General features: G+C 67.3%; 19 protein-coding genes. 16 read left to right on the forward strand and 3 right to left on the reverse strand.

Annotation, left to right across the window (positions count from 1 at the left end):
- Together BV908_RS10215 and flgA are read right to left on the reverse strand one after the other, a co-directional pair.
- Positions 1 to 1,475: hypothetical protein (locus BV908_RS10215; protein WP_146052208.1), on the reverse strand; the 1,475-nt coding region annotated here is incomplete at its 3' end.
- A 308-nt stretch (positions 1,476 to 1,783) separates the two neighbouring features.
- Entirely contained in the window at positions 1,784 to 2,524 is a 741-nt protein-coding gene (gene flgA, locus BV908_RS10220) for a flagellar basal body P-ring formation chaperone FlgA (protein WP_103738054.1), read from the reverse strand.
- A gap of 226 nt (positions 2,525 to 2,750) precedes the next feature.
- Between flgA and flgB the strand changes: the two genes are divergently transcribed.
- The 15 genes from flgB to BV908_RS10295 all read left to right on the forward strand — a co-directional run bounded on the left by flgB (position 2,751) and on the right by BV908_RS10295 (position 19,353).
- Positions 2,751 to 3,167, forward strand: coding sequence for a flagellar basal body rod protein FlgB (flgB, locus tag BV908_RS10225; RefSeq protein WP_088888269.1), 417 nt, complete (start codon positions 2,751 to 2,753; stop codon positions 3,165 to 3,167).
- A 21-nt stretch (positions 3,168 to 3,188) separates the two neighbouring features.
- Positions 3,189 to 3,593 carry a flagellar basal body rod protein FlgC gene (gene flgC / locus BV908_RS10230; RefSeq protein WP_011806915.1) on the forward strand — a complete coding sequence of 135 codons (405 nt, stop codon included), beginning with the start codon at positions 3,189 to 3,191 and terminating at the stop codon, positions 3,591 to 3,593.
- Positions 3,594 to 3,614: 21 nt separating this feature from the next.
- Positions 3,615 to 4,265 carry a flagellar hook capping FlgD N-terminal domain-containing protein gene (locus tag BV908_RS10235; RefSeq protein ID WP_015914365.1) on the forward strand — a complete coding sequence of 217 codons (651 nt, stop codon included), beginning with the start codon at positions 3,615 to 3,617 and terminating at the stop codon, positions 4,263 to 4,265.
- 28 nt (positions 4,266 to 4,293) lie between these two features.
- A complete protein-coding gene (locus BV908_RS10240) occupies positions 4,294 to 5,919 on the forward strand; it encodes a flagellar hook protein FlgE (RefSeq protein ID WP_103738055.1) in 1,626 nt (541 codons plus the stop codon).
- 26 nt (positions 5,920 to 5,945) lie between these two features.
- The gene (gene flgF / locus BV908_RS10245; protein WP_103738056.1) at positions 5,946 to 6,686 is read left to right on the forward strand and encodes a flagellar basal-body rod protein FlgF; all 741 of its coding nucleotides are present in this window, start codon (positions 5,946 to 5,948) and stop codon (positions 6,684 to 6,686) included.
- Positions 6,687 to 6,704: 18 nt separating this feature from the next.
- Positions 6,705 to 7,484: a flagellar basal-body rod protein FlgG gene (gene flgG / locus BV908_RS10250; protein ID WP_103738057.1), complete on the forward strand. Its 780-nt coding sequence runs from the start codon at positions 6,705 to 6,707 to the stop codon at positions 7,482 to 7,484.
- A 23-nt stretch (positions 7,485 to 7,507) separates the two neighbouring features.
- Positions 7,508 to 8,224: a flagellar basal body L-ring protein FlgH gene (locus BV908_RS10255; RefSeq protein WP_015914367.1), complete on the forward strand. Its 717-nt coding sequence runs from the start codon at positions 7,508 to 7,510 to the stop codon at positions 8,222 to 8,224.
- Positions 8,225 to 9,205, forward strand: a complete 981-nt coding sequence (locus BV908_RS10260) for a hypothetical protein (RefSeq protein WP_103738058.1) — start codon at positions 8,225 to 8,227, stop codon at positions 9,203 to 9,205. It begins immediately after the preceding gene.
- A 177-nt stretch (positions 9,206 to 9,382) separates the two neighbouring features.
- On the forward strand, positions 9,383 to 10,507 hold the full coding sequence (locus BV908_RS10265) for a flagellar basal body P-ring protein FlgI (RefSeq protein ID WP_103738059.1): 1,125 nt from the start codon (positions 9,383 to 9,385) through the stop codon (positions 10,505 to 10,507).
- Positions 10,508 to 10,589: 82 nt separating this feature from the next.
- Complete coding sequence (gene flgJ / locus BV908_RS10270; RefSeq protein ID WP_103738097.1) at positions 10,590 to 11,534, forward strand: flagellar assembly peptidoglycan hydrolase FlgJ; 945 nt, start codon at positions 10,590 to 10,592, stop codon at positions 11,532 to 11,534.
- 26 nt (positions 11,535 to 11,560) lie between these two features.
- Positions 11,561 to 13,612, forward strand: a complete 2,052-nt coding sequence (gene flgK, locus BV908_RS10275; protein ID WP_103738060.1) for a flagellar hook-associated protein FlgK — start codon at positions 11,561 to 11,563, stop codon at positions 13,610 to 13,612.
- Between the two features lie 11 nt (positions 13,613 to 13,623).
- Positions 13,624 to 14,886, forward strand: a complete 1,263-nt coding sequence (gene flgL, locus BV908_RS10280) for a flagellar hook-associated protein FlgL (protein ID WP_103738061.1) — start codon at positions 13,624 to 13,626, stop codon at positions 14,884 to 14,886.
- 88 nt (positions 14,887 to 14,974) lie between these two features.
- Positions 14,975 to 16,216, forward strand: a complete 1,242-nt coding sequence (locus BV908_RS10285) for an HDOD domain-containing protein (protein ID WP_103738062.1) — start codon at positions 14,975 to 14,977, stop codon at positions 16,214 to 16,216.
- Positions 16,217 to 16,287: 71 nt separating this feature from the next.
- The gene (locus BV908_RS10290; RefSeq protein ID WP_103738063.1) at positions 16,288 to 17,694 is read left to right on the forward strand and encodes a sodium-dependent transporter; all 1,407 of its coding nucleotides are present in this window, start codon (positions 16,288 to 16,290) and stop codon (positions 17,692 to 17,694) included.
- Positions 17,695 to 17,874: 180 nt separating this feature from the next.
- The gene (locus BV908_RS10295) at positions 17,875 to 19,353 is read left to right on the forward strand and encodes a nitronate monooxygenase (protein ID WP_103738098.1); all 1,479 of its coding nucleotides are present in this window, start codon (positions 17,875 to 17,877) and stop codon (positions 19,351 to 19,353) included.
- Positions 19,354 to 19,402: 49 nt separating this feature from the next.
- On the opposite strand, the gene BV908_RS10300 is transcribed toward BV908_RS10295, so the two are convergent.
- Positions 19,403 to 20,860: a PLP-dependent aminotransferase family protein gene (locus BV908_RS10300; protein WP_103738064.1), complete on the reverse strand. Its 1,458-nt coding sequence runs from the start codon at positions 20,858 to 20,860 to the stop codon at positions 19,403 to 19,405.
- Between the two features lie 144 nt (positions 20,861 to 21,004).
- Between BV908_RS10300 and BV908_RS10305 the strand changes: the two genes are divergently transcribed.
- On the forward strand, positions 21,005 to 21,604 hold the full coding sequence (locus BV908_RS10305; RefSeq protein ID WP_011806930.1) for a LysE family translocator: 600 nt from the start codon (positions 21,005 to 21,007) through the stop codon (positions 21,602 to 21,604).
- The last annotated feature ends 58 nt before the right edge of the window (positions 21,605 to 21,662 follow it).

Genomic DNA, 21,662 nt, shown 5'->3' on the forward strand with positions numbered 1-21,662 from the left:
TCTACCAGTTTCACCAGAACCGCTGGGTTATAGGCATTCTTACCAAACCAAAGTCTTCTGTCGGCGCTCGCGCTGATAACCCCTCGTTCGGCTACCGTGAGCGCCCGTCGAACTTGCATGAAGAATCTATCAACAGCCGTCAATGACGCCTTCAGGTGCAGCCGGGCAAAATGACGAAGCTGGTCACTCCGCTTTTCCGGGTCAGTCTCGGGTTCGTCAATATCAGTGAGCCACGAAACTCCCTTTTGTGGCTCTCGCATGTCCGCGATTGGATGTCGAAACCAAGGGTCGCCCCACTTGCCAATAAGTGTTGGGCTGCTTAACTCTTCCAGGGCCAGGATTAAGCTGGCCTCTTCCTCGTCAACTCCGGCGTCACTCATTACCTTCCGGAGTCGCCGCTTGGCAGCGCCAACAATCCCCTTCTTCTGGTCAACCGTGAATTCCTTGAGGACCTTTACGTAGAATGCGTCTGCGGTCCTATTTAGAACGCGCTCCGGAACGCTCACCAAGATTGCAGCCCGAATACCAGATTCTTGGTCAACGAAGAATCTTAGTTTCTCTGCCTTCTGCAGCAATCTCGTCACGAACTGAATATGTGCCGCCATGACGGTCTGCTCGTGCAAGAGCATGCCCTTGGCCGGCGCCCTGGTCGCCGTCGAGGGGTCGTCGCCGCTCTCGATGTCCTCGCGCTCCTGAGCCGCGTCATAGGTGTCCTTGACAGCCGCGAGCAGCTCCCCAGGCAGCTCAGTTGGCTCCTCGCTGGCCCGTCGGGTGCCCTTACGGCTCGCGGCAGCCCGTACCGCAGCGTCATCCCAGTCTTGGGGTAACCAAACCCGAGCAAACCGTCGAAAGGGTTTTGCCAATCGCTGGTCGCCGAATTTGGTCATCTCCTCCTTGACCTTCTCACTATCCATCTCGCCATCGAAGTTGACGTTCGCCGCGTACAGGTAGCCTGTTATTTGGTCGGCGCTCGCGATGGAAAGGAGGACAGTGTTCTTTCTGCTCTTCCGGTCCGACCAGTTGACAATGAGCTTTTGTCGGTCGGTCGAGATATACCTCTTGCCGAGGTCCTCCCGGTCAAGAAGCCCGCGCTCTCGCTCGCCAGCAAAAATCTGGCATTGCTCGTGGATAAAGTCGATTCGGTCGTAGAGAATAGCAGGCGAAATTCCCAGCACCTTGATGATTCGCCGCAAGGGCATCGAATTCATCAGATGCTCGAATATGCCAATGTTCGGATGGGTTTTCTGTTGGCGCTTTGTCGAGCGACCGCCAAAGACGAATATCTTTCGACAGGCTCCGCACTTGAATCGCGGCGTGCCGTGTGCGTTAGTTCCGAATCTTGTGTGCCGCCCACTATGTTCAGGTTCGGCTTTGCGGAATAGCTCGCAGTCCTCGTTGGGACACGTTGGAAGCTGGGGCTCCAGGTATCTGCCGATTCGCAATAACTCTTCCGCGATGGCCAGATTGCTCTGCATGGGAAAGCTTTCCCTGCAAAGGTGGCAAAACAGATTTGGTTGACCCTTACCGCTGGCGACAACGCGGTAGTCTCCGGGTGCGTATCCACCCGGCTTTCGGGCGGCGGCCCCACGCTTGGACTCGTTGTGGGGCGGTACGCCAAAGTTGGCGCACTTAGGGTTCCGGCAGTGGTTGACCTGGATGCCGGCGGCGGTCGGAGGGAACCGCCAAGGCCATTCGCCGGACGAAACCGCTCCTGGAAGCGATTTCACCTCAGACAAAGAAGCGCCCCAGTCGTTGACTGGGGCGCATTGTGGGCCAATCAGGGCTACCTTAGCAACTCTTTCCGAGAACGGCTAGCAATAATGCGCCCATTGGCCATGCGAACGCGCACATTCTGTCCTTGAGCGCCCGCGCTCATGGCCTGGCCCGAGGAGGTGACCGCATAACCCGGCCCCTGCACCACCACGCGCACCGCAGAGCCGGCCTTGAACAGGTCGGGGGCGCGCACCATGTTCTGGCGCAGCGCCTGGCCGGCGGACAGCGGACGGGTGGCGGTCTGCCCCACCCAGTCCTTGGGGTTGGCCACGATGGCCGCGGGTTCTGCGGCCCAGTCCACCTCGGCCTCGATGGCATCTTGCTCGCTCAGCACTGCGCCGGTGCCCACATTGCCGGCCAGCACCCAAGCGGGGCCGAAAGCCTTGACGGTGATGGGCAGGAACACGTTCCAGCGGGTGGGGCCGTCCACGCAGCGCAGGCCCAGGCGGGTGCGCCCCCACAGGCGGGCACCAGCGGGCAGATAGGGTTCCACGCGCGCGCAGGGCGCCAGGCGCAGGCGCGAATCCAGCGTGCCCACACTGACTTCCATGCGCAGCGGCAGCCCCCCAGCCTGCGCCTGGGCCAGCGCATCGTCCAGCCAGTGCTGGGTGATCGAGCCCAGCTCGGCGGTCTGATCGCCTCCCTGCTGGGCATGGGCGGACAGCGCCAGGGCAGAGCCCAGCGCCAGCGCGCCGCCCATCAGGAAGCGAAGGCAGGCAAGGCGGGATGAGCGCAGGATAGGAAGCGGCATGACGGGACTCCAACGGGTCTGGCGGCAGTCCGGCACAACGGGCCCCGGACGCCTTTTCACACCTGCCACTGTAGGCTGGCCACCGCATGCGCCAAGCGCGGAACAACGGGCCAATCCCAGCGCTCTTCGCGCTTTAGAAAAACGGGGCGATTTCCATAATCGACGCACGCCACAAGCCCCCTGGGCCATGGCGGCCGAACCCCTTTTTTTACACGCCGAGGCCCACATGCTCGACAAGATGACCAACCGCCTGGACTTTCACGGAAGCGCCTTGCTGCTGCGCTCTGAGCGCCAGCGTGCCATCGCGAGCAACATCGCCAACGCGGACACGCCCGGCTACGTGGCGCGCGACTTCAAGTTTGCCGATGCCATGCGTGCCGTGAACGAAGCCCAGAACCCCAGCCCCCTGCGCAGCCAGAGCGTGAGCGACCCGCGCCACATCCCGCTGCCGGCAGCCGCCAGTGGCAGCTCGGACAGCACGCTGGGCTATGCCCTGCAGACCCAGCCGAGCCTGGACAACAACACCGTGGACATGGACCGCGAGCGCGCCGCGTTCGTGGACAACGCCGTGCGCTACGAGGCCACCCTGCGCTTCATCAACGGCCAGTCCAAGACCATGCTCAGCGCCATCCAGGGCCAGTAATCCCGAAAGAGAGCACCCGCCATGTCCATGTTCTCCATCTTCAACGTCTCGGGCAGCGCCATCAGCGCGCAGTCGCAGCGGCTGAACGTCGTGGCCAGCAACCTGGCCAACGTGGACGCCGTGGCCGGCCCCGACGGCCAGGCGTACAAGGCGCGCCAGGTGGTCTTCCAGACCGCGCCCATGGGGCCTGAGAGCGCCGCGGGCGTGCGCGTGTCGTCCATCCAGGAGAGCGACCAGCCCGGCCGCCGCGTGCACGACCCGGCCAACCCCATGGCCGACGCCGAGGGCTACGTGACCCACTCCAACGTGAACGCCGTGGAGGAGATGGTCAACATGATCTCGGCCTCGCGCTCGTACCAGAACAACGTGGAGGTCATGAACACGGCCAAGACGCTGCTGCTCAAGACCCTGCAGATGGGCCAGTAAACCGCCCTCCGAAAGCACGCCATGATCCTCAACCCCATCGGCACCACCGCCACGACCAACACCGGCGCTTCGGCCAACGCGACCAACGACCCCGCGGCCATGCAAGACCGCTTCCTCAAGCTGCTGGTCGCGCAGTTGAACAACCAGGACCCGATGAACCCCCTGGACAACGCGCAGATGACCACGCAGATGGCGCAGATCAACACCGTCACCGGCATACAGACGCTCAACCTCACCATGCAAACCATGGCCGAGGAGTTCTCGACCATGCAGCAGATCCAGGGCATCTCGCTCATCGGCCGCTCGGTGCTGACCGAGGGCGACCGCCTGAGCGTCAGCGACGGCAAGGGCAAGGGCTACTTCAACCTGGACAACACCGCCACCGACGTGCAGGTGGACATCGTCACGCCCGGCGGCGTGGTGGTGGACACCGTGGACCTCGGCGCACAGGACAAGGGCCGCCGCTCTTTCGAGTGGGACGCCGCCGGTTACAGCGGCAACGCCGCCGACCTGCGGTTCCGCGTGCGGGCCACGTCGGGCGAGACGGCGGTCACCGCGACAGGGCTGTCCGAGGCGCAGGTGGTCGCCACGGGCTCCAACGCCGGTGCGCTGACGCTCACGCTGGACAACGGCGACATCGTCAACTACTTCCGCATTCACAGCGTGCTCTGAGAGCCGCGCTTTCCTCCAGGAGAACACCATGGGTTTCCAGCAAGGCCTCTCGGGCCTGAACGCGTCGGCCAAGAACCTCGACGTGATCGGCCACAACATCGCCAACGCCAACACCACAGGCTTCAAGGCCTCGCGCACCGAATTCGCGGCCATGATCGCCTCGGCCATCGGCGCGTCCAGCGGCACCAACTCCGGCATCGGCGTGGAGGTGTCAGCCATTGCGCAGCAGTTCAACCAAGGCAACCTCACCGTCACGGGCAACAGCCTGGACGTGGCCATCAACGGCAACGGCTTTTTCACGCTGCAGATGCCGGATGGCTCGCGTGCCTACACGCGCGCCGGCAACTTCAAGCTGGACAACGTGGGCAACGTGGTCACCAATGACGGCGCCCAGGTCATGGGCTACCCCATCGACCCCGTGACCGGCCTGCGCACCTCCAACACCGCCCAGCCGCTCAGCTTTCCCACTACCGCGCCCATTCCGGCCAAGCAGACGACCAGCATCAACGCAGGCTTCAACCTGGATGCTCGCGTCACCGACGCCAAGGGCAACCCCGGCGCCACACCGCCCGTGCCCGAAACGCCTCGCACCACCTATGGCACGTCGCTCAACGTGTACGACAGCCAGGGCGTGGCCACGCCGCTGTCCTTCTACTTCGAAAAGAACGGCGCCAACACTTGGGACATCTACAACCAGCTGAACGACCTGACCACGGCACCGCCCACCGTGCCAGCCGCCACAGGCCGCGTCATTTTTGACAACACCGGCGCCGTTGCTGCCACCATCGTGCCCATTACGACTGCAGCATCCATACCCAACGCAGACAAAACGAAAACTCAGAAGGATGATTTCCCCAAAGAATTCACCGTCAAGTTCTACGGCCCCGACGACAAGGGCATAGTTGCTATCCGCCAAACCAAGCTGACAGTTACCGACATCGATCAGGCTTACGATTTCACATACTCGGACGCGCCCGCCAATACGCTCGTCACTTCAGCAAGGCTCAAAAGTGACCTAGTGGTCTACAACGACGGCTTTCCCGCAGTGGATCCAAAGTATGGCTCCTTGTCCCCCGTCGTCCCCAAGCCAGCAACCGCAGCCACTCCCCCGGCAGCCGGCAAGCAGTCGTTCGAACTGGCGCTGAACGTGAACCCCAGCCCCGCCAACCCCAACAGCCCCAATGCACCAGGCGGCAACCCGGCGCCCGCCCCCTTCCCCGTCACCCTGGATCTGAACAACGTGACGCAATTCGGCACCAAGTTCGCTGTGTCCGAGCTGCGGCAAGACGGCTACACCTCGGGCGAGCTCACGGGCATCAATGTCGAGAACAACGGCATGATCATGACCCGCTACTCCAACGGCGTGACGCGTGCCGAGGGCCAGATCGCGCTGGCAAGCTTTCGCAACACGCAGGGCCTGGCGGCCGTGGGCGGCAACAACTGGGTGGAGACCTACGAATCGGGCCAGCCCGTGCTGGGTGCGCCCACGGATGGCAACTTCGGCGCGCTGCGCGCCGGTGCCCTGGAAGACTCCAACGTGGACCTGACGGCCGAGCTGGTCAACATGATGACCGCCCAGCGCGCCTACCAGGCCAACGCCCAGACCATCAAGACGCAGGACCAGGTGATGTCCACCCTCGTCAACCTGCGCTGATAACCCACTGACGCCGAGGCCACGCCATGGACCGCATCATCTACACCTCCATGACCGGCGCGAATGCCGCCGCGCACCGGCAGGCGGTGCTGGCCAACAACCTGGCCAACGCCTCCACGACCGGCTTTCGCGCCGAGATGTCCAACTTCCGCTCGGTGCCGCTGCAAGGCGGCGGCTCCACCACGCGCGTGTTCGCGCTGGAGGCCACCTCGGGCCATGTGGACACACCCGGCCCCGCGCAGACCACGGGCCGTCCGCTGGACGCCATGGCCGTGGGTAATGCCTGGTTCGCCGTGCAGGGTCTGGACGGCGTGGAAACCTACACGCGCGCCGGGTCCTTTCAGGTCACTGCCGCCGGACAGCTGGTCACCAGCACCGGCATGGCCGTGCTCTCGGACGGCGGCGCACCCATCGACGTGCCCCCTAATGCCGAAGTGACGCTGGGCGCCGACGGCACCATCACCGCCCGCCTGGCGGGCGAAGTACCCCAGCCCGTGGCCCGCCTGAAACTGGCCACGCCCGCGGCGGACAACCCGCTCACGCGCGGCGACGACGGGCTGTTCCGCACGGCCGGCGGCGACCCACTGCCCGCCGACCCCAACGCGCGCCTGCGCTCGGGCGTGCTGGAGGGATCCAACGTGAACCCGGTGGAATGCATGGTCGGCATGATCGCCGCCGCCCGCCAATTCGAACAACAAATGCGCCTGCTGCAGACCGCCGAGAGCGACGACAAGAGCGCAGGCCAGCTGCTGAGCCTCAACGGCTAACCCTGAAGGACTACCGCCATGATGAATTCGCTGTGGATCGCCAAGACCGGCATGACCGCCCAGCAGACCCAGCTGGACGTGATCTCGCACAACCTCGCCAACGTGTCCACCACGGGCTTCAAGCGCAACTTCGCGGTATTTCAGGACCTCATGTATCAAAATCAAAGACAGGTAGGCGCGCAAACTAGCGACAACACTGAACTACCTACCGGCCTGCACTTGGGTCTTGGCGTGAACGTAGGCGCTACATCGCGCAACTTTCTACAAGGCGGATTAGAGAACACGGGCAATGCCCTGGACCTTGCAATTAATGGCAATGGTTTCTTCCGGATCGAAATGCCAGATGGAACTACCGCCTATACCCGCGCAGGTAATTTCACCCTCAGCGGCGTGACAGAAGGTAGCGTCGTGACACCTGAGGGGCATGCGTTAGCCGACAGAATTTCCCTGAATACCGGCGACACCATCAGCATTGCTGCCAACGGGCAGGTTTCGATCACAAACTCCTCCGGAACAACCCCGGGCCCCAGAATCCAGCTGGCTAACTTTGTAAATCCCGCGGGGCTTGAGCCCATTGGGAATAATTTATTCCGAGAAAGTGTGGCGTCGGGCGCACCGACAGTGGCAGATGCACTAAGCAACTCGATGGGCGAAATTCGGCATAAATTCTTGGAGAACTCCAACGTCAACGTGGTGGAGGAACTGGTCACCATGATCCAGACCCAGCGCGCCTACGAGATGAATTCCAAGGCTATCCAGACGTCCGACCAGATGCTGGCCAAGCTGTCGCAGCTGTGAGCCGCACGACAAGGAACCCTGCCATGACCACCTCCCTCCTGCGCCTTCTGGCAGCGGCCACCGCTGCCGCGCTGGCCGCCGGCTGCGCCAGCATCAACCCGCCCCCGCCGGTGGACGTGCTTCCCACCACACCGCCCCCGATCGCCGCCCTGCCGCGCCCCGCCGGCCCGGCCTCGGGAAGCCTGTTCCATGCCGCCAGCTACCGGCCTGCTTTCGAGGATCAACGCGCGCGCCTGGTGGGCGACATGGTCACCATCGAGATCCTGGAGAGCATCGACGCCAAGCAGGACACCAAGTCCAACGTCAACCGCAACGGCGACACCAAGGGCAGCATCACGGCGCTGCCGCTGCTGGCCCCTTCCACGGTGGGCAAGCTGGCCGCGCGATCGGGCCTGGGCGCAGGCTACGAGAACACCTTCAACGGCAGCGGCAACACCGCCAGCAAGAACGAGTTCAAGAGCAACATCACCACCCTCGTCACCGAAGTGCTGCCCAACGGCCACCTGGTCATCACCGGCGAGAAGCAGGTGGGCGTGAACCGCAGCGTGGATGTGCTGCGCTTCTCGGGCATCGTCGATCCCCGCCACCTGCGCCGCGGCCAGCCCGGCCATCCGGGCAGCGTGATCGACTCGCGCTACGTGGCCAATGTGCGCGTGATCTCGCGCGGCCTGGGTGAGCAGGCCGAGGCCCAGGCCATGGGCTGGCTGGCGCGCGCGTTCAACACCATCAGCCCGTTCTAAATGACGCTGCAACGCTTGTGGGCAGGTGCCCTGCGCGCGGCCGCGCTGGTGGCGGCACTGGCCTGCGCTCCGGCAGGCGCGCAGGACTTCCGCGACCCGGTGGACCAGCCCTTCACCGTGTGGCCCAACATCCCGGTGATCCGCGCCTCCGACCTCGGCGACTACGGCCAGGACCGCCAGATCATTGCCGACCTGCATGCCGACAAGGCCGACCCCGCCAAGGTGGCCGCCGCGCTGCAAGCGGTGGACGGCCTGCAGGCCCACCACGAGCGCGCGGCCCTGGCCGAGCTGGGGCGCAGCCTCAACGTACAGCTGATCGCCGAGCTGGACCGGCAGGCGCGGCGCATCAACACGCGCAACCCCAAACTGCGCTTCGACTTCGCCGACATCACCCCCGAGCAGCTGCAGCGCCCCTCCGCACGGGACGACCTTCCCAGCCGCGTGGGCCGCATCACGCTGGCCGCCTACATCACCTACACGCGGCTGGACGGCGCGCTGGTGCAGGCCACGGCCACGCTGGTCAAGCTGCGCAGCGGTGCGTCGCAGAGCTTCACCGCCACGGCGCCCGCGCCGCTATTGGCCGAGGCGCTGGCGCGCGACCTGTTCGACTACTTCCAGGGCACGCGCTTCACGGCCCACCAGAACCCGCTGGGCAGCGCGCAGTGGCTCACGGCCGCGCCGGGCCATGCCGACCGGCTGGTGTCGCGCGACGCGGCCTTGCGCTACTGCCAGTCGCAGAACGCCGCCCTGCCCACGGCGGCAGAACTGGAAACCGCCGAGGCCGCAGGCTTCTACGGCGGCGGCGTGGCCCTGCAGCCGGCCGGCGTGTACCACGTGCAATCGGGCCTGTACGACACGGCCCTTGCGCACGACGGCGCGGGCCGCGCGCGGCCCAACCACCTGGCCAGCGTGCCCAACGGCTACTACTACTGCATCCGCCATGCCGCAGCGCCCGCCAGAGCCGCGCGCACGCGCAAGTAAGCTACTATTTTTATAGCTTTTAGCGCTTTCTAGTAAAGCGCCAGAGGCCTATTTGGCACTCAACACCGCGCAACCGGCAAGCCACGCCGCACCAGCCGCGCCAGCGCCGATAAACGCCCCAAAAGCCCCCGCTTTTCCGCGCATTGCCTAAAGGCCCGGCTGCCCACAATCGGGGGCATGAAAGCCTTGCCCTACTCCCGCATCGTCCATTGCCTGGTGGCCCTGGCCACCGCCCTGGGCCTGGCCGCGCCCGCGCAGGCCGTGCGCCTGAAGGAAATCGCGACTGTGCAGGGCGTGCGCAGCAACCAGTTGTCCGGCTACGGCCTGGTGGTGGGCCTGGACGGTACGGGCGACCAGTCCACGCAGATGCCGTTCACCGCGCAGGCCATGTCCAACTACCTGCAGCAGGCGGGCATCAGCCTGCCGCCGGGCACTACGGCGCCGCAACTCAAGAACGTGGCCACGGTGGTGATCACGGCGCAGTTGCCCGCATTCGCCCAGCCGGGGCAGATGATCGACGTGGCGGTGTCCTCCATCGGCAACGCCAAGTCGCTCAAGGGCGGCACGCTGATCGCCACGCCGCTGCGCGGCGCGGACGGCGAGATCTACGCCCTGGCGCAGGGCAACGTGGTGGTGGGCGGGGCGGGCGCATCGGCCGGCGGCAGCAAGGTGCAGATCAACCACCTGAGCGCCGGACGCATCCCCGACGGCGCCCAGGTCGAGCGCGCCGTGCCCACGCCGCTGCACGACAGCGACACCATCACCCTGGGCCTGAATGCCTCGGACTTCCAGGCCGCGCGCAAGGTGGCGCTGGCCATCAACGCACGCTCGGGCCCGGACACCGCCGTGGCGCTGGACGGGCGCACCGTGCAGGTGCGCGCGCCGCAGGACCCCGGCGCGCGGGTGAATTTCATCGCCGAGCTGGAGGAGCTGCAACTGCCCGACTCCACGCCCGCGGCCAAGGTGGTCATCAATGCGCGCACCGGCTCCATCGTGCTCAACCAGGCGGTGACGCTGGGCCCCTGCGCCATCGCGCACGGCAACCTGTCCATCACCATCAGCACCACACCGGTCATCAGCCAGCCCAGCCCGCTGTCGCGCGGCGTGACCGTGGTGGCGCAAAAGAGCGACATCGCCATCCAGCAGGATGGCGGCAAGGTAATGCAGGTACCCGCCTCGCCGCAGCTGGCCGACGTGGTGCGCGCGCTCAACACGCTGGGCGCCACACCGCAGGACCTGCTGGCCATCCTGCAGGCCATCAAGGCCGCAGGCGCTCTCAACGCCGAGCTGGAGGTGATCTGATGCCGCTCCTGCGCACCCTTCCCCGCGGCGGCGCCGCTTCCATTCAAGGCCCATGCCGCGTGCGGCGCGGCGGGAGGTGGATATGAGCCTTTCGCTCCCCAATGCAGGCGCAACGTTCGCACGCCAGGCGCTGGCCGTGGACGGCCGCGCACTCAACAGCCTCAAGGCGCAAGCCAGCCAGGGCGACGCCCAGGCCACCAAGGACGCCACGCTGGAGGCGGCCAAGCAGCTCGAATCCCTGTTCATGCGCGAGCTCATCAAGAGCATGCGCGAGGCGACGATGAAGTCCGGCCTGCTGGAGGGCGCCGAGGGCAACCTGGCCAGCGACCTGTTCGACCAGCAGCTGTCGGTGCAGATGGCAGGCCAGCCCGGCGGGCTGGCCGAGGCCATCCAGCGCCAGCTCTCGCGCCAGTTGGGCGGCGACGGCCAGACCACGCTGGTGCCGGGCTCCACGCTGAGCATGGACGTCGCGCTGCGCAAGGCTGCGCCTGCCGACAATCCGCGTGCCGCGTCGCCCAAGGGGCGTGACGACTTCGTGCAGCACCACCGCGCCGCGGCCGAGCGCGTGGCGCGCAGCAGCGGCATCCCCGCCAGCTTCATGCTGGGCCAGGCCGGGCACGAGACGGGCTGGGGCAAGGGCGAGATCCGCCACAAGGACGGCAGCAACTCCTTCAACCTGTTCGGCATCAAGGCCGGCAAGGGCTGGACCGGCAAGGTGGCCGAGGTGACCACCACCGAATACATCAACGGCGCGCCGCGCAAGGTGGTCGCCAAGTTCCGCGCCTACGACTCGTTCGAGGAGTCGTTCCGCGACTACGCACGCCTGATCAACGACAACCCGCGCTACGAGAAGGCGCGCGAGAAGACCCATTCTGCCGTCGCCTACGCCACGGAGCTGCAGAAGGCCGGCTACGCCACCGATCCGCAATACGCCGCCAAGCTCAGCCGCGCCATCCAGAGCACGCTGGGCGTGGCGCGCACCCCCAGCGCGCCCGTGCTGGCCCAGGCATCCGGCACGCAGGCCTGAACCCATAAGAACCAACGCACTGAACCATGAGTCTTCTGAACGTCGGCGCCCGCGCCCTCCTCGCCAACCAGGTCGCCTTGCAGACCACCGGGCACAACATCGCCAACGTCAGCACGGCCGGATATTCGCGCCAGAACGTGGCGATGGAGACCGTGCAGGGCCAGTTCACCGGATCAGGCTACATCGGCAACGGCGTGCAGGTGGCCACCATCCTGCGCAATCACAACGAGCTGCTGACGCGCCAGGCCGCGGCCGCCCAGGCGGTACAGGCGGGCGACACGGTGCGCGCCGAGCGCCTGGGGCAACTGCAGGACGTATTCCAGGGGGGCACCAGCGGCCTGGGGGCCGCCATCACCGACATGCTGAACTCGCTGGCCGATGTGGTGGCGTCGCCCACCGACATCACGGCACGCACCGTCACGCTCACCCGCATGGACGAGATGGCCGCTCGCATGCGCAGCAGCGCGGAGCAGCTGCAGGAGATCGCATACTCGGTCAACGAGCAGCTGCAGAACGACGCCACGCGCATCAACTCGCTGGCCAAGAGCATCGCCGACGTGAACGAGCAGATCGCCCGCGTGAAGGGCAACGGCCAGACTCCCAATGACCTGCTGGACAAGCGCGACCAGCTGATCCGCGAACTCAACCAGTTCATCCAGACCACGCAGATCCCGGCCGACGATGGCACGGTGGGCGTGTTCATCGGCGGCAGCCAGGCGCTGGTGCTGGGCGGCAAGGCCAGCGAGGTGCTGGTGGCGGAATCCCAGCAGTTCCCGGGAAGCCAGCTCACGCAGCTGTTCTTCAAGCCCGCGGGCGGCGCGCCCGTGGAGTTGAACGAGGGCATGCTGGGCGGCGGCGAAGTGGCCGGCCTGCTGCGCTTTGCCAACCAGGACCTGGCCGAGGGCCGCAACCTGCTGGGGCGCATGGCGCTGGCCATCGGCACCACCATGAACTACCAGCAGTCCATGGGACTGACGCTGGATGGACAGCCGGGCAAACCGCTGTTTACCGTACCCACGAGCGTCAAGGGCCTGTCAGGCAACTCTGCGCTTAATGGCGAGGTCACGTTCACCGATCCGACAAAGTTTGCTGCCTCTGACTACGAGGTGCGTTTCACGCCCTTTGGCACCCCCGAGGCACAAATCATTCGCTTGTCCGACGGACGGACCACGCCTATTGACGATCAGTTCGAATTGGCTCCTCCCAGCAGCGTCACGGTTGATGGTCTGACGTTCACGTTTACCCCTCCTCTGGGCAGCACCAACGAGCGTGTACTGTTCAAGCCCTTTGCCACAGCCGCGGCCAACATGCAAGCCCTGGTGCATTCGCCACGCGAGCTGGCCGCGGCCAACCCGATCAATGCGGCCATGGGTTCGTCCAATGGTGGCTCACTACAACTGGCGGGACTGAAAGCCACGGGCCTGCATTGGGATGGCGCAACGGAAATGATGTCTCCGAGGAGCGACCCCTCGCTTCCCCCATACGACTTGCCTCCATCGGGAGGGGTTACCTTGGAATTTGATGCCAACGGCAAGTTCTCTCTGACAGGCAATCAGAGTGCTCCCGTAGACATGTCGGCGTCCCCGCCAAAGTTGCTAGATGCAACGGTCGATCCGGAAGGGATTTCGTGGTACGAGGGATACACCTCGGGCCAGCGCATTTCTATCGATGGCTGGGAGATCACCCTGCAGGGCACACCCAAGGCGGGCGATAAGGTCACCGTGGACAACGCCCTCGATCCGAAGTACGGCGACTGGTACACCCGCAATGCCGGCAACGCCTCGGCCCTCATGGCGCTGCGCGACGTGAAGATGTTCGACGAATCCACGCTGTCCGACGGCTACGCCGGCCTCATGGCCCAGGTGGGCACGCGCACGCAAAGCGCGCAGTACGCGGCCAAGCTTTCGGGCTCCATCGCCAGCAACCTGGAAGCCAGCCGCACGGCCGTCTCCGGTGTGAACCTGGACGAGGAGGCCGCGCGGCTCATCCAATACCAGCAGGCCTACCAGGCATCCGCCAAGATGCTGCAGATCGCGCAGAACATTTTCGACAACCTGATCCAGACCATGGGCCGCTGAAAGGAATCGCCATGAGCAGCTCTTTCTACCGCGTCAGCACCGCCAACATGTACGACGCCACGCTGCGCAACCTCAGCGCACGGCAGAAAACCCTGGTGGACCTGCAGGAGAACCTCACCGCGGGCAAGCGCGTGGTGCGTCCCAGCGACGACCCCGTGGCCGCCGCACAGGCCGAGCGCGCGCTCACGCGCATCAGCCGCATCCAGACCGAGCAACGCGCGCTGGAGGTGCAGCGCAACGCCATCGCACAGGCCGAATCCACCCTGGGCGACGCCGTGGGCCTGGTGCAGGAGATTCGCCAGCTGGTCGTGGCCGCCGGTGGCGGCGCGCTCAAGCCCGAGGACCGCAAGACCTACGCCAACCAGATCCAGAGCCTGCGCGAGCAGCTCACGCAGGTGATCAACCGCAAGGACACCAACGGCGTGCCGCTGCTGGGCGCGCTGGGCAGCGCGCTGGAGCCCTTCACCGGCCCGCTGCTGAGCAACCCCGACTACCTGTTCGCCGGGCTGCCCGGGCAGGCGGCCAGCAGTGGCGCGGCGATCCCCACCACCGTGGACGGGCATGCCGCGCTGATGTTCGACCCGGTGCGCGACGGCGTGTACACCGCCACCGTCACGCGCGGCGCGGGCAGTTCCCTGGTAACGAGCGCCATCACGACCTCCAACCGCGAGGCACTGGACGGGGCGCAGTATGCGCTGGCCGTGAACACCGTCACGGTGGACCCGGTAGCGGGCACCACCGTCGTCGACTACACGCTGACCAAGACCGCCAAGGACGGGACGGTGACCACCTCGAACGTGACCACCGCGCCCGTCAAGACCGGCCAGCCCATTCCCATCACCATCAACGAGGGCCCGGACACGGTCATGTCGTTCAGCCTGACGGGCACGCCCGCGGCGGGCGACAGCGTTGCCCTGCAGCCCAGCTCCAGCCTGATGGGCACCATCGACAGCGCGATCCGCGGGATCACCGACGCCACCGACAGCGTGGCCGCGTCCCAGGCCGTCGGCCAGGCCCTGGCCAACATCGACGCCGGCATGGAACGCCTACACAACATGCGCGGCTATGCGGGCGAGCTGCTCAACCGCGCCGACCGCATCACCGGCGACCAGGACAAGCGCTCGATCCAGCTCGAAGCCGACCGCTCGCGCGCGGAGGACCTCGACATGGTGCAGGGTATCTCGGACTTCCAGAACGCCAGCGTGGGCTACGAGGCCGCGCTCAAGTCCTACGCGCAGGTGCAGCGCCTGTCGCTCTTCAATTTCATCAGCTGACGCCGCGCACGCAGGGTTTCGCCACGTGCGCGCCCGCGCGACTGGCGTGACAATGGCCGGCATCCCGCTCTGACCACACTTCTACCCCATGGTCCAATCCGTTCTTGGCAGCCTGGTGCTGGGCTACCGGCCCCTCTGGAATGCCGCGCGCCGGCTGGCCGGCATCCAGCTGTACGTTCACAGCGAGGGCGCCACCCTGGTGGATGCGCCGCACCTGCTGCGCACCATCCAGGAACTGTGGACCTCCAGCTCGCCGCCGCTGCTGCTGTCCGCTCGCTCGCAGCAGCTGCTGGTGGACCTGCTGGAGCACGCCCCTCGCGGCGCGCCCTGGATCGAAGTGCCCCAGGCCTGGCTGGACGTGCCCGCGATCCGCGAGCGCGCGCGCCAGGCCCACGCCCGCGGCCTGCGCCTGGTGTGGCGCGGCGAGCTGGACCACCTGCCCGACGCCGACACCGCGCGGCTGTTCGACAACAGCCTGCTGCACCTGTCCAGCAGCGACGCCGTGCAGGCCCTGCAGGCCGCGGCTGCGGGGCGCAGCGATGCCAGCCCCCGTGCCGCCGGCCAGCGCAGTCCGCTGATCGCCGGGCAGGTGTATGACAACGTGGCCAGCCGCGCGCTGCTCACGCACTGCCTGGACGAAGGCGGCGCGCTGGCCGTGGCCGGCTGGCCCGTGGAGGACGTGCTCTACAGCCTGCGCCATCGCCAGCCCCAGCCCGCGCACGAGGTGGTGCTCAAGCTCATGAAGGCCATCGACGACGAGCAGTCCATCGACCGCTTCGAGCAGATCCTGGGCGAGGATCCGCTGCTGGCCTACCGCTTCATGGTCTACACCAACTCCGCTGCGCTCGGCCTGTCCACCGGCGTGGATTCGCTGCGCCGCGGCCTGGTGATGATGGGCTACGGCTCGCTGGGGCGCTGGCTGGCCGACCAGTTGCCGCACGCTGCCACCGAACCCGATCTGCGCCCCATCCGCGCCAGCATGGTGCTGCGCGCGCGCCTGACCGAGCACCTGCTGGACGCTGGCGTGGGCAAAGACCTGCGCCGCGAGGTGTACCTGAGCGGACTGTTCTCGCAGCTGGACGAGGTGCTGCGCGAGCCTCTGGGCACCATCCTGCGCCGCGTGCCGCTGTCCGAGCGGGTGTACGACGCCGCGGTGCTGCGCACCGGCCCCTACGCCCCCAGCCTGGAGATGGCCTGCGCGCTGGAGAGCGACGACGCGGGCGCCATCCGCCAGCTGTGCGAGACGCATGAGCTGGAGCTGGAATACGTCAACCGCGCGCTGCTGCGCGTGCTGTCCGAGCTGGTGGTGGAGCGTCCGCACGCGCACTGATGGCGACTCACGGCCCCGTGGTGTTTTTGGGCCGTAGCGCACAATCCAGGCGCGCAGACCACTATCAAATCATGAGCAAATCCGGCCCTTCAAGCACCGACGCCTCCCGCGCCCACGCAGCCACCAGCCGCGGCGCCTTCTCCTCCAGCCTGGGCGTGCTCGCCGCCACGCTGGGTTCCGCCGTCGGGCTGGGCAACATCTGGAAGTTCCCCTCGCTCACCGGGGCCAACGGCGGCGCGGGCTTTCTGCTGATCTACCTGCTCTCGACGCTGTTCATCGGCCTGCCGCTCATGGTGGCCGAGATCGCCATCGGCCGCCAGGCGCGCGCCAATCCCATCTCTGCGCTGCGCCAGTTGCAGCCCCGCGGCGCGCCGTGGTGGCTGATCGGCGTGGCAGGCATGGCGGCGGCGTTCCTGATCATGGCGTTCTATTCCGAGGTCGTCGCCTGGGTGTTCGCCTACGTGGCCAAGGCCCTGTCGGGCAGCCTGCTGTCCAGCGACCCGGTGCAGACGCAGGCCAGCTTCGACGCCCTGGTGCGGGACCCGGTGCAGGCGCTGCTGTGGCAGTGGGTGGTGCTGGCCTTCATCGGCGGCATCCTGCTGCTGGGCGTCACCCGCGGCATCGAGGCGGCCACCAAACGGCTGATGCCGCTGCTGTTCCTGCTGCTGGTGCTGCTGGGCGGCTACAGCCTGACGCTGCCCGGCGCGGGCCAGGCGCTGTCGTTCCTGTTCGCGCCCGAGTGGCACAAGATCACGCCCGCGGTGGTGCTGACCGCCATGGGCCTGGCGTTCTTCAAGCTGTCCATCGGCATGGGCACGATGATGACCTACGGCAGCTACTTCACCGCCGAGCAGAACATCCCGGCCACCGCCACGCGCGTGATGCTGGCCGACCTGTCGGTGTCGCTGCTGGCGGGCATGGCGATCTTCCCCGCGGTGTTCAGCTTCGGCTTCCAGCCGTCGGCGGGGCCATCCCTGGTGTTCATCACGATCCCCGCGGTGTTCGCGCAGATGCCGGGTGGCTCGGTGCTGCTGGCGGCGTTCTTCCTCCTCACCGCCATCGCCGCGACCGGCGCCATGCTCTCCCTGATGGAGGTGCCGGTCGTCATCCTGCACGAGCGCTGGGGCCTGAGCCGGCCCCGGGCCACGCTGCTCACGCTGCTGATCCTGGGGCTGCTGGGCGCGGGCTGCGCCCTGAGCCAGAGCACGCTGGCCACCTTCCAGCCGGGCGGGCGCACCCTGTTCGACTGGGCGGACTACCTATCGTCCAACCTGCTGCTGCCCGCGGGGGGCATCGCCATCGCGCTCTTCGTCGGCTGGGCCTGGGGCGAGCGCGCATTCGCGGCGCAACTCTCCAACCACGGGCAGTTGGGCAACCAGGGGCTGGCCCGCGTCGTGAGCCTGCTGCTGCGCTGGGTCACGCCGGTGCTGATCCTGCTGGTCATGCTCGCGGGGCTGGGGGTGTTCTCCGGCGCGTGACGGCGCGGCACCCCGGCGTTTTGAGCAAAAACACCGCGCAACCCTTTCCTGGCGAGCGCAAGCAGCTAGTTTTTTCATAGCGCATGCCATCCATGGCGCCGGCATGGCCTTTGCGCCGTGCGTGGTGCAGGACGCATGATGGCCGGCTCTTCCATAGCCGCCAGCCCACAGGAGAACTCCATGCACGACGCCCCGCCCGCCACCCCCCTGTGCCGCCTGCTGGGCTGCCGCCTGCCGCTGGTGCTCGCGGGCATGGGCGGCGTGTCGCGCAGCGAACTGGTGGCTGCGGTGACCGAGGCCGGCGGGTTCGGCTTCCTGGGCATGGTGCGCGAGCCGCTGGCGCTGATCGAGCGCGAGGTGGCGCAGGTGCGCCAGCGCACGGCCTTGCCCTTCGGCGTGAACCTGATCCCCGCGGCCACGCCCGCGCCCCTGCTGCACGCGCAGGTGGACCTGCTGATCGCGCTGCAGGTGCCCGTGGTCAGCCTGTTCTGGGACGTGGATGCCGGCGTGATCGCGCGGCTGCGCGCAGCGGGCATCACCGTGGTGCACCAGATCGGCTCCGCCGCCGAGGCGCTGCAGGCGCAGGAGGCCGGCGCGCAGGCGCTCATCGCGCAGGGCGTGGAGGCCGGCGGCCATGTGCGCGGGCGCCAGCCGCTGGCCGAGCTGTTGTCCGAGGTACTGGCGATGGCCAGCGTCCCCGTGGCCGCCGCGGGCGGCCTGGCCGATGGGCAGGGCGTGGCGCGCGTACTGGCCCAGGGCGCGCAGGCCGCGGTGCTGGGGACCGCCTTGATGGCCACGCACGAGTCCTTCGCCCACGACGCGCACAAGCAGCGGCTGGTGGCCGCGCAGGCCGGCGACACCGTGCTGACCGAGGACTTCCACATCAACTGGCCGCCCCACGCCGCGGTGCGTGTGCTGGCCAACAGCGTCACGCGGCGCGAGCGCGGCGACCCGTTCGCCGCCACAGGCGACATCCAACGCACGGTGATCGGCGACGAGGAAGGCCGGCCCATCTACCTGTTCAGCACCGACTCGCCGCTGCGCTCCATGACCGGCGACTTCGAGGCCATGGCGCTGTACGCCGGCCAGGGTGTGGGGCGCATCACGGCCATCGAACCCGCGGGCGAGCGGCTGCGCCGCATCGCCGCCGAGGCCGCCGCACACCTGCGGCTGCTGAACGACACGCCCGTGGCCGTGGCGTCCCCCGTGTGCTACGCGGGGGATGCGGAGCGCGAGCGCCACGCCCCACTCATCGCGCGGCTGGACGAGCTGCTGGAGGCCGAGCGCGCCGGCGCGCGCGTGGCGCTGCGCAGCCGCACCGAAACCGAGGACGAAGCGCTGCGCGCGCTGATCGACGCCATCCACCGCGACGAAGTGAAGTGGTGCGGCATGCTGATGCGCGCCATCCGCACGCTGGAGGGCACGCCCGGCAGCCGCACGGGCGACTTCTACGACAAGGCCATGGCCGTGCCCGACCTGCGCGAGCGCCTGGCCTTCCTCAACCGCGGCCAGGGCTGGGTGGCCAAGAAGCTGCGTGAACTGCTGCCGCTGGTGGACGATGCGGGCATCCGCGCCGGGCTGCAAGAGATGCTGCAGGCACACGTGGACAACCTGGACAAGGTGAACACCGCTTTGGGGCTCACGCCGCCGCGGCGTTGACGCCAACGCTACGCAAAAGAGAGCTGCTTGCGCTTGCCCATCAAGCGCTTCAGCCCGATTGGACCACTCTCTTCCACGTACGCCAGAACGCCGGGTCCTGCGTGGTGCAGAAGTTGATGCGCATCAGCGTGCAGGGGCGGCGCGTGGCGTGGAACAGTGCGCCGGGTGCGATGAGGTAGCCCTCGTCCAGCATGCGCTGGGCCAGCATGTCGGTGTCCACGCCGGTTTCCACCCAGCCGAACATGCCCGCGGGCTCGGCGGCAAAGCTGCAGCCCGCCTCCAGCGCCAGTTGCACGCTGCGCGCGCGGGCCTGCGCCAGGCGCAGCCGCATGCGGTCGGCATGGCGGCGCAGCTGGCCCTGCTCGATGCACAGCGCGAGGGCCTTCTCCAGCAGCGAGGGCGTGGTCAGCGTGGACAGCAGCTTGGTGTCCAGCAGCCGCTCCACCAGGTCGGGCGGTGCGGCCAGGTAGCCCACGCGCCAGTTGGGCGCCAAGATCTTGGCGAAGCCGCTCACGTAGATGGTGCGGCGCAGCCCGTCCAGCGCCGTGAGGCGCGTGGCGTGGTCGGCGGCGATGTGGCCGTAGGTGTCGTCCTCGACCACGTGGAAGTTGTACTGCTGCGCCAGCTGCAGCACCTGGTGCGCGCTGCCCGGCGACAGGCTGTAGCCCGTGGGGTTGTGCAGCACGCTCACGCTCACGAACAGCTTGGGCGCATGCAGCTCGCAGTAGCGCGCCATGACGGCGAGGTCCGGCCCCTCGGGGCCGCGCGGCACGGGCAGCACGCGCATGCCCAGCGCGTCCAGGCGCGCGAACTCCACCGACCAGCCGGGCTCCTCCACCATCACCGGGTCGCCCGCCTTGAGCAGCGTGCGGCTCACGATGTCCAGCGCCTGCGTGGCGCCCACGGTGGTCATGATCTGATCGGGCTGGGCGTGGATGTTGATGTCGGCCATGCGCCGCGCCAGCGCCTCGCGCAGCGCGGGCTCGCCCATGGGCTCGCCGTAGCTCAGCGAGCCGTCGCGCAGCGCGCTGCTGCCGGTGATCTTGCGCACCGCGGCGCCCATGAAGCGCGCCTCGTCCAGCCAGCCGATGGGCAGCACGCCCGCACCGGGCTGGGGCTTGCTCGACGCCTGGTGGAACATGCCGCGGATCAGCGCCGTGGCGTTGATGTGCGAGCCCGACAGGCGCACGCCGACGCCGGCCAGCGGCGACACATTTTTTGCTCCTTTTGTAGGAGCTGTCAGCGCTTGCCCATCGGGCGTCGGAGCCTGTTTTTGCACAAAATCGCGCACGAAGAAGCCACGCTGGCGCCGGGCCTCTACCAGCCCCTGGGCCAGCAGCTTGTCGTAGGCTGCCACCACGGTGTAGGGGCTCACGCCCTGCTGGCGCGCGCATTCGCGCACCGACGGCAGGCGCGCGCCCGCGGGCAGCAGCCGCGCGCGGATGCGCTCGGCAAAGCGCTCGGCGAGCTGTTCGGTCAGGGTGCGGTCGGGGGTGCGGGTCAGCATGGAGGCGTTTCCTGAGCCGGCACTGTGCCAATGCAATTGCCGATACAGTGCATGAAATTGTGGGGTTTGACTGTATTGGTACTGTAATGGACTTTGCCCCTACAGTGCATCGCATCACTTCATTCCCAACGATGGACCCCACCCATGCCCCTGGTTGAATTCACCGCCCTGCTGGTGCTGGCCACTGCCATGAGCTTTACCCCCGGGCCCAACACCACCCTCTCCACCGCGCTGGCCGCCAACCGCGGCCTGCCCGCCGCCATGCGCTTCGTGGTGGCGGTGCCCGTGGGCTGGAGTCTGCTGCTGGTGCTGTGCGCCGCCGGGCTGGGCGCGGTGGTGGTGGCGGTGCCGGCGCTGCGCTGGGCCATCAAGGCCCTGGGCATCGGCTACCTGCTGTGGCTCGCGTTCAAGCTGTCGAACACGGGCCGTCTGTCCGAGGCCGATGCGGCACGCCTGTCGGTGGGCTTCTGGCAGGGCGTGGCGCTGCAGTTCGTGAACATCAAAGCCTGGCTGCTCGCGCTGACCATCGTGGCCGGCTGGGTGATCGGGCGCGACGACAGCCTGCAGCGCATGGCCGTGGTGCTGCCGGCAATGGCCTTCTTCGCACTGACCAGCAACTTCACCTACGCCGCCACGGGTGCGCTGCTGCGCCACTGGCTGGCCCACGGGCAGCGCCTGCTGTGGTTCAACCGCGCGATGGCCGTCGTGCTGCTGGCCACGGCGCTGTGGATGGTGGCCGCATGAGACCGGCGCATCCTCATTGGTCGAAAGGCCGCGGAGCAGGCCAAGCCAGCGGACGCCG

This window comes from Diaphorobacter sp. LR2014-1, from assembly GCF_002916785.1.
Taxonomy (GTDB): domain Bacteria; phylum Pseudomonadota; class Gammaproteobacteria; order Burkholderiales; family Burkholderiaceae_C; genus Diaphorobacter; species Diaphorobacter nitroreducens.

What these genes read in the sequence shown, in the direction of transcription:
- BV908_RS10300 (WP_103738064.1), bottom strand. Translation starts at nt 20,860, where the DNA reads ATGCTGACCCGCACCCCCGACCGCACCCTGACCGAACAGCTCGCCGAG.
- BV908_RS10240 (WP_103738055.1), top strand. Translation starts at nt 4,294, where the DNA reads ATGGGTTTCCAGCAAGGCCTCTCGGGCCTGAACGCGTCGGCCAAGAAC.
- flgA (WP_103738054.1), bottom strand. Translation starts at nt 2,524, where the DNA reads ATGCCGCTTCCTATCCTGCGCTCATCCCGCCTTGCCTGCCTTCGCTTC.
- BV908_RS10285 (WP_103738062.1), top strand. Translation starts at nt 14,975, where the DNA reads ATGGTCCAATCCGTTCTTGGCAGCCTGGTGCTGGGCTACCGGCCCCTC.
- BV908_RS10290 (WP_103738063.1), top strand. Translation starts at nt 16,288, where the DNA reads ATGAGCAAATCCGGCCCTTCAAGCACCGACGCCTCCCGCGCCCACGCA.
- BV908_RS10265 (WP_103738059.1), top strand. Translation starts at nt 9,383, where the DNA reads ATGAAAGCCTTGCCCTACTCCCGCATCGTCCATTGCCTGGTGGCCCTG.
- flgF (WP_103738056.1), top strand. Translation starts at nt 5,946, where the DNA reads ATGGACCGCATCATCTACACCTCCATGACCGGCGCGAATGCCGCCGCG.
- flgC (WP_011806915.1), top strand. Translation starts at nt 3,189, where the DNA reads ATGTCCATGTTCTCCATCTTCAACGTCTCGGGCAGCGCCATCAGCGCG.
- flgK (WP_103738060.1), top strand. Translation starts at nt 11,561, where the DNA reads ATGAGTCTTCTGAACGTCGGCGCCCGCGCCCTCCTCGCCAACCAGGTC.
- BV908_RS10295 (WP_103738098.1), top strand. Translation starts at nt 17,875, where the DNA reads ATGCACGACGCCCCGCCCGCCACCCCCCTGTGCCGCCTGCTGGGCTGC.
- flgG (WP_103738057.1), top strand. Translation starts at nt 6,705, where the DNA reads ATGATGAATTCGCTGTGGATCGCCAAGACCGGCATGACCGCCCAGCAG.
- BV908_RS10255 (WP_015914367.1), top strand. Translation starts at nt 7,508, where the DNA reads ATGACCACCTCCCTCCTGCGCCTTCTGGCAGCGGCCACCGCTGCCGCG.
- flgJ (WP_103738097.1), top strand. Translation starts at nt 10,590, where the DNA reads ATGAGCCTTTCGCTCCCCAATGCAGGCGCAACGTTCGCACGCCAGGCG.
- flgB (WP_088888269.1), top strand. Translation starts at nt 2,751, where the DNA reads ATGCTCGACAAGATGACCAACCGCCTGGACTTTCACGGAAGCGCCTTG.
- BV908_RS10305 (WP_011806930.1), top strand. Translation starts at nt 21,005, where the DNA reads ATGCCCCTGGTTGAATTCACCGCCCTGCTGGTGCTGGCCACTGCCATG.
- BV908_RS10235 (WP_015914365.1), top strand. Translation starts at nt 3,615, where the DNA reads ATGATCCTCAACCCCATCGGCACCACCGCCACGACCAACACCGGCGCT.
- BV908_RS10260 (WP_103738058.1), top strand. Translation starts at nt 8,225, where the DNA reads ATGACGCTGCAACGCTTGTGGGCAGGTGCCCTGCGCGCGGCCGCGCTG.
- flgL (WP_103738061.1), top strand. Translation starts at nt 13,624, where the DNA reads ATGAGCAGCTCTTTCTACCGCGTCAGCACCGCCAACATGTACGACGCC.